Annotated in this window: 3 protein-coding genes; all 3 read left to right on the top strand. The window is 39.1% G+C overall.

Features of this window, described 5'->3' with window-relative positions; genetic code table 11:
* The first annotated feature begins 540 nt into the window (after positions 1–540).
* Complete coding sequence (locus R2S57_RS29985; RefSeq protein WP_316848588.1) at positions 541–1482, top strand: ROK family protein; 942 nt, start codon at positions 541–543, stop codon at positions 1480–1482.
* A 514-nt stretch (positions 1483–1996) separates the two neighbouring features.
* Positions 1997–5146, top strand: coding sequence for a TonB-dependent receptor (locus R2S57_RS29990; RefSeq protein WP_316848589.1), 3150 nt, complete (start codon positions 1997–1999; stop codon positions 5144–5146).
* 10 nt (positions 5147–5156) lie between these two features.
* Positions 5157–7040 (top strand): RagB/SusD family nutrient uptake outer membrane protein (locus R2S57_RS29995; protein ID WP_316848590.1); only part of this gene is annotated, 1884 nt, incomplete at its 3' end.

Here is a 7040-nt window from a genome sequence, read left to right on the forward strand (position 1 = left end):
CTACGACTTTTTTGTTGTTAGTTTTTTGCCACAGGTGGGCACAAATAAACACAGATGTTAATATCGTATCTGTGTTTATCCTTTTTATCTGTGGTTAAGCATTCTGTGGTGTCTGTTGTTACCAACTGACACTAAATTATCTATCAGTTAGATGATAACATCTGACTGTACGAGTATTGCGCTACGACTTTTATGTTGTTAGTTTTTTGCCACAGATGGGCACAAATAAACACAGATGTTAATATCGTATCTGTGTTTATCCTTTTTATCTGTGGTTAAGCTTTCATTTGTCTTTAATGCCTAACAGGCATTGCGGTTTTGATCCTCTCAGAGCAAAAATGGATAACCTTAACAGTTTATTTCGATTTTTAATCAATATTTAAAGGTTTTGAGCTGAAATCTAAGACTTAAGGATACTTCAAATTCTATTTTTAGCCTATATTTAGGTTCTAATTAAGGCGATAAAAAACACATCCATTAAAACAATGCAAAAAACATTTAAACTAGGTACGGTATATGGTTAATTCAAATAATTTAAACATGGAACAATCGTACGCTATCGGAATTGATGTTGGTGGCTCTTCACTCAAGTGTGGGGTGGTAAACCAAAATGGCGAAATTTTATATTCCATTATCGTATCGCTAAAAAATGCGAAAACGCAGGGCGCCATTATTGCACTTATTGTAGAGGCGATCAATACTTGTGCTAAAAAGTTTAAAAATCCTATTCTTGGTGTTGGGATCGGGTTTCCGGGGATTATTTACAACAACAAGATTATTGCTGGCGCAGATAATTTGCCAGGTTTTAAACAGTTGGCTTTGGGCGAAATTCTGCAAGAGGTAACACGATATAATATCGTAATGGATAACGATGCCAATTTAATGGGCCTTGGCGAAATGACTTATGGCGCGGCTAAAGACAGTAGCGACGTGGTTTTTCTGACTGTGGGTACAGGCATTGGTGGTGCCGTAATGATTGACAATAAACTGTATGGTGGGTTTAGAAACCGAGGAACAGAGCTTGGGCATATTGTGGTCGAACACAAAGGCGTAGCCTGTGCCTGTGGTGGCCGTGGTTGTTTAGAAGCCTATGCTTCCGTAACCGCCTTGCTCAACCATTATAAATCCATTCATCCCAATCCACCAGAAGAGATTGATGGTAAATACATGGTAGAAAAATACCTGGCCAGAGAAGAGTATGCTGTAGTGGCGATGGAATCCCATTTCGATTATCTGGCCACAGGGATCATCAGTTTTATCAATATATTTAGTCCGCAAAAGATTGTAATTGGCGGTGGCATCAGCGAATCGGGTGCTTTTTATGTAAGAGAGATTGAAAGAAGGATCAAAACACTGGCAGTACCGATCTCGTTGGCCAGTGGTTTAGTGGTTGCCGCTAACCTGGGTAACAAAGCAGGTTTGTTAGGTTGTGCCGCAAATGTTTTTCAAAAATTTAAAGCATTTGATTATGTAGCGAAATAATTTTTCGTTGCAGGTTTATTTGAGGCGCAATGCTTCGGTCTGTTTTATATTTTATTAGGGTGTTCTAAAAATTAGGGCGCCCTTTTTTATTTAAATATTGTAGGATGTCCTTTACAAGAAAAATAAAATTACTTGGTTTTTGTTGGCAAAGCGTTCAGGGTTTTAGATTTTATTAAGTGCGAAAAGTTCAGTAATTAACGCCAACAAAGCACTTAAAGCGATGTTTACTCAAATTTGATAGTATTTTAAACAAATTTAAAACTCTTTTTCTTTGGCTTACGCTAAATTCGTTTCTGTTAAATGTGATGTGGAACGAACATGGGGAGAAAGAATTCGCTCCGTAAATGTTCAACTCCCATACAGGCGGACAAAACCTGAAAAGGTTTAAATATATAACCAAATAATACCGATCGATTAAGGGTCATAACCAAGCCTGAGGTCGATATATAGCAAATAACCAAAAGTACAAATCAACTAACCTAATAACCAATTCTTCACCGATAAGGAAAATCACATGAAACGAATTATAATCTTATTCTTATTACTTGGCTCCTGTAAAGTTCTTTTTGCTCAAGAAGCAATTACAGTAAAGGGCATAGTAAAAGATGAAACTAGCCAGCCTTTACCTGGTGCAACCGTAAATGAGAAAGGTACCACCAATACAACCATAACAGGTAATGATGGCGGTTATACCATTAAAGTAAAATCTAATGCCCGTTTAGTATTCTCCTATTTGGGCACAAAACCAGTAGAGATATCGGTTAACAACAGGACCAGTATTAATGCTAAACTAATAGACGATGCCAATAATTTAAATGAGGTTGTGGTTACGGGGTATGGCCAAACTGTTGCCCGTAAAGATTTAACAGGTGCAATTTCTTCTATACGGGGTGAAGAATTGGCCAAAGTACCTGTGCAAAACGTTGGTCAGGCTTTACAAGGCCGGCTGGCTGGCGTTCAGGTAGCTATGGCAGACGGAACACCAGGGGCGGCTCCATCTATTGTAATCAGGGGAGGGACATCAATCACCCAAAGTAACGAGCCATTATATGTGGTTGATGGGGTACCCCAAACAGATGGATTGGCTTTTCTCGATCCCATGGATATCGAATCAATTGATGTGTTGAAGGATGTATCTGCTACCTCTATTTATGGGGCCCGCGGTGCAAACGGTGTTATTTTGGTTACCACCAAAAGAATCAAGGAAGGGAAAGTAAGCATCAATTATGATGGTTATGTTGGAACAAAAAAAGTAACAAGCTTTTTGCCTTTGATGAACCCACTTCAGTACACTACGCTCCGTTACGAACGTGCATTAACAGATCCTGTACGGCTGGCTTCCTTTTTAAAAACTTATGGAAGTTTCGATTCGCTACAGATCCGCTATGGTGATAGGCCGGGCGTTGATTGGCAGAAAGAATCCTTTGGTGATGCTGTTATCAATCAAGCGCATAAGATCAGTATCAATGGTGGCGGAAGAGAAACCAAGTTTAATGTGTTTTATTCCCGTAATGATGATAATGGCATACTATTAAATACAGCATCTTCAAAGGATATTGGTAAATTAACCCTAAGCCATAATGTAACCGATAAATTTAATATCAATGCCATTGTTAATTATTCGAATCAGAAAATAACTGGTTTGGGTACAGGCGAAGGCAGAATAAGTTTGCTGAACACCATTTTACAATACAGGCCGGTTTCTGGTATTGCACCTGAAGACTTTTCTTTGATCGACCTTGATATTGATCCCTTAGATCCTAACCCAAGCTCTGTTAATTATCAGAGCCCTGTAGTTACCCTGAATACCCAACATAGAGAATCGAGGTTAAAATCGTTGGGCATGAATGTAAGCGCACAATATATCATCACTAAAAACTTAACCTACCGTGGTTTAGTAAACTATACCGATAACAATAACTCCGCAAGATCCTTTAATGATGCCAATTCGTTGGTTTCTTTACGATCGGGGGGAGCATCGGGAGGGGTATCTTATAGTACGGCGCAACAGTTAAATTACAATAACACCATAACCTACGCAAATGTATTTAATCAAGACCACAAGCTGGATATTTCTGTAGGTCAAGAGTATATCTATAACTATGCACAAAGTTTGATCACCTCTTCAAGCAATTTTCCATCTATAAATTTAGGATGGGACAAACTTCAACTCGGAACTGTAACGGCCTTTCCTGTTACATTTGCGGAGGATAGCAAATTATTGTCTTTTTTCAGCAGGGCCAATTATGCATATAAAGGGAAGTATTTGCTAACGGCAACATTTCGTGCAGATGGTTCTTCCAAATTCGGCACAAATAATACCTGGGGTTATTTTCCCTCGGCTGCGTTAAGCTGGAGAGTCATCCAGGAAAAATTTATGAAACAACTTCCTGTATTTTCTGATTTAAAATTACGCTTTAGTTATGGTTTGGCAGGGAATAACCGCATTGCGAACTATGCGGCATTGGGCATTTTTAATGCGGGTTCATATCCTTTAAACGATCAGCTCATTTCTGCATCTTACCAGGAAAATCTACCAAACCCAAACTTAAAATGGGAAACCTTAAAAGCCATGAACATTGGCTTAGATGTTGGGCTTTTAAAACAAAAAATAACATTAACAGCCGAGTATTTTGATAATCGCTCTAAAGATCTATTGTTTAATACCCGGATACCTGCAAGTTCGGGCTTTAATACACAGTTCCAGAATATAGGTACCACGTCGAGCAGAGGACTTGAACTGACCTTGAATACCACCAACATCAGAACCAGCAATTTTAACTGGACTACCAATGTAAACGTAGCCTTTACCAATACAAAGGTATTGAGTTTAAGTGATGGGGAGACGAGTAGATTAGCCGATGGTAATATTCCGAGTGATTATATATTGCAGGTTGGGCAACCCGTAGGCGTAATGTATGGTTACATAAAGGAGGGTTTATATCAGGTAAACGATTTTAATTACGAGCCTACAACAAATGTATACACTTTAAAACCGGGCGTAGTAAAAGATGGCATAACCGTGCAGCCTGGTTATATCAAATTTAAAGATATCAGCGGACCAGACGGGGTGCCAGACGGTTTAATCAATAATTTTGATCGTGTTCCCTTAGGTAATGCCAAGCCCAAATTCTCAGGGGGGATAAGCAACAGCTTTAGTTATAAAGGATTCGATTTAAGTGTGTTTCTTAATTTTACCATCGGCAACAAAATCTACAATGCCAATAAATTAAACAATTCTAACCTTGGTTTAGATTATGTAAATTCATTTGCTTCATTTGCTGATCGTTGGACAACCATTAACGCATCCGGTACACGCATCACTAACCCGGAAGAATTAGCTGCATTAAACCAGGGTAAAACGATCCAATCTTATGATGGATTTGGAAGCGCCCGTTTATACGATGAGATTATCGAAGATGGTTCTTTCTTGCGCATCAATAATATCAGTCTGGGTTATACACTACCAAAAAAATGGTTAAGCGCGGTGAAAATTGCTAATGCACGCATTTATTTTACAGCTTACAACCTGCATGTATTTACTAAGTATTCGGGTTACGACCCGGAGGTTAGTGTGATCAATAATCCCTTAACCCCAGGTATCGATGCCAGTGCCTATCCGAGGGCAAAATCATTTTTAGCAGGTCTTAATCTATCATTTTAAATTTATAGTGATGAAAAATATTAAAAATTTTAGCCACAAAATAATGTTGGGAAGCTTGATGTTTGGGGCTTTGGTGGTTGTTTCATGTAAAAAAGCAGTAGAAACAGAACCCTATTCCTATTTCACTTCTTCTAATTTCTTTTCTAACGAAGCTGAAGCTTACTCGGCAACTTTAGGTGTGTACGATGTAATGTCGAGCCAAGCTTTATATGGTTTCAACATCCCTTTAATTTACGATAATGATACAGATTTAGGTCAAACCGAAGGGGTTGATTTATCTACAGACTTTAGGGTAATTGCCCACTATAATGGTACTCCTGAGCGTGCTGCTTTCCTCAATACCTGGAGTGCTTTTTACAACGGGATCGACCGGGCCAATGTGGTATTAAGCAGAATTCCTCAAATGGGGATTTACACCAGCGGTACACAGGCCGTAAAAGATGCATTAAACAGAAATTTAGCAGAAGCCAAATTTTTGAGGGCCTTTTACTATTCTGAATTAATTCATTACTGGGGAGATGTGCCTTTTAAATTAACGCCTTCGCAAACAGGCGATGATTTTAAATTACCACGTAAAAACCGGTACGAAATCTATAAAGTTATTTTAAAAGAAATGGAAGAAGCCGCTAATGCCTTACCAACTGCTATTCCAACTGACGAACGTATCAATAAATGGGCTGCAAAAGCCATGTTGGCCAGAATAGCACTTTATGCTGGTGGCTACGCATTAAGTCCTACCACTAAACAAATGGAACGGCCTGCAAACTATAAAGAATATTACACTTTGGCTAAACAACAAATTGATGAGGTAATGGCGCAAAATGTATATAAACTTAACCCCAGTTATGCTCAGGTATTTAAAAATCAGTGCCAAAGTATTTTAGAGCCAACAGAAAATATTTTTCAGGTCGCCTTTTATAATACAGATAACAATACTATTTCTGGTAATTCGTTGGGTGGAATTTTCGGTACACCATCTACTGCATTGGGGGTTTATTTTGCGGCTAACGGCAGAACCCTGGCAGTGAGACCGTTCTATGATAGCTTTCGTGCTGGTGATACCAGGAGAGATTTTTCGATCGCCAATTACACCATTGATGCTGCAGGCAATAAACGGCCACAAGTTTTAGCAAGGGCAGATGAGACCTGGAGGGCGGCAAAGTGGAGTAGGGAATATCAAAAGCAAGACCTAATTGAAAGGGGAACTACACGGATCAATTTTGTGGTGATGCGTTATTCAGATCTATTGTTAATGCGTGCTGAGGTAGAAAACGAATTAAATAATGGGCCTAACGCTCTTGCTTACGACGCCATTAATCAGGTGAGAAGAAGGGCCTATGGTATAGATGTACCCGGAAGTGGTATTACTGTAAGCCTAACAGCTCCAGGAAGTGGTTATACATCAAACCTGACCACAAAATTTCAGGTTAATGGCGGAGGGGGAGGAACTGATGCTGCGGTAGGAGCTGTAAGTGTTGTAGCTGGTACTAAAGGCATTGGTACCATTGCCATGATGAATGCGGGAACAGGTTATACTACTGTACCAACCATCGCTATAACAACAACCGATGGTAAAGGGACAGGTGCAACAGCCGTGGCAACACTTTTGCCAAAAGCCACCACTGCAGATTTACCCACTGGCTTAAGTAAGGATAGTTTTTTAAAGGCGGTACAACAAGAGCGTGCCTGGGAGTTAAGTTATGAAGGTTTAAGAAAAACAGATTTAATCCGCTGGAATATTTTGAAACAAACGATAGATGATACCAATACCAAAGTTAAAGCAATTAGATCCAATTATAATTATACCGCCGCTGCAAACTTTGTAACCGGTAAACATGAGTTATTTCCGATTCCTTTAAGTGAAATCGATGTAAATAAAAATATTGGTCAAAAT

Source organism: Pedobacter psychrodurus, from assembly GCF_032678585.1.
GTDB lineage: Bacteria > Bacteroidota > Bacteroidia > Sphingobacteriales > Sphingobacteriaceae > Pedobacter > Pedobacter psychrodurus_A.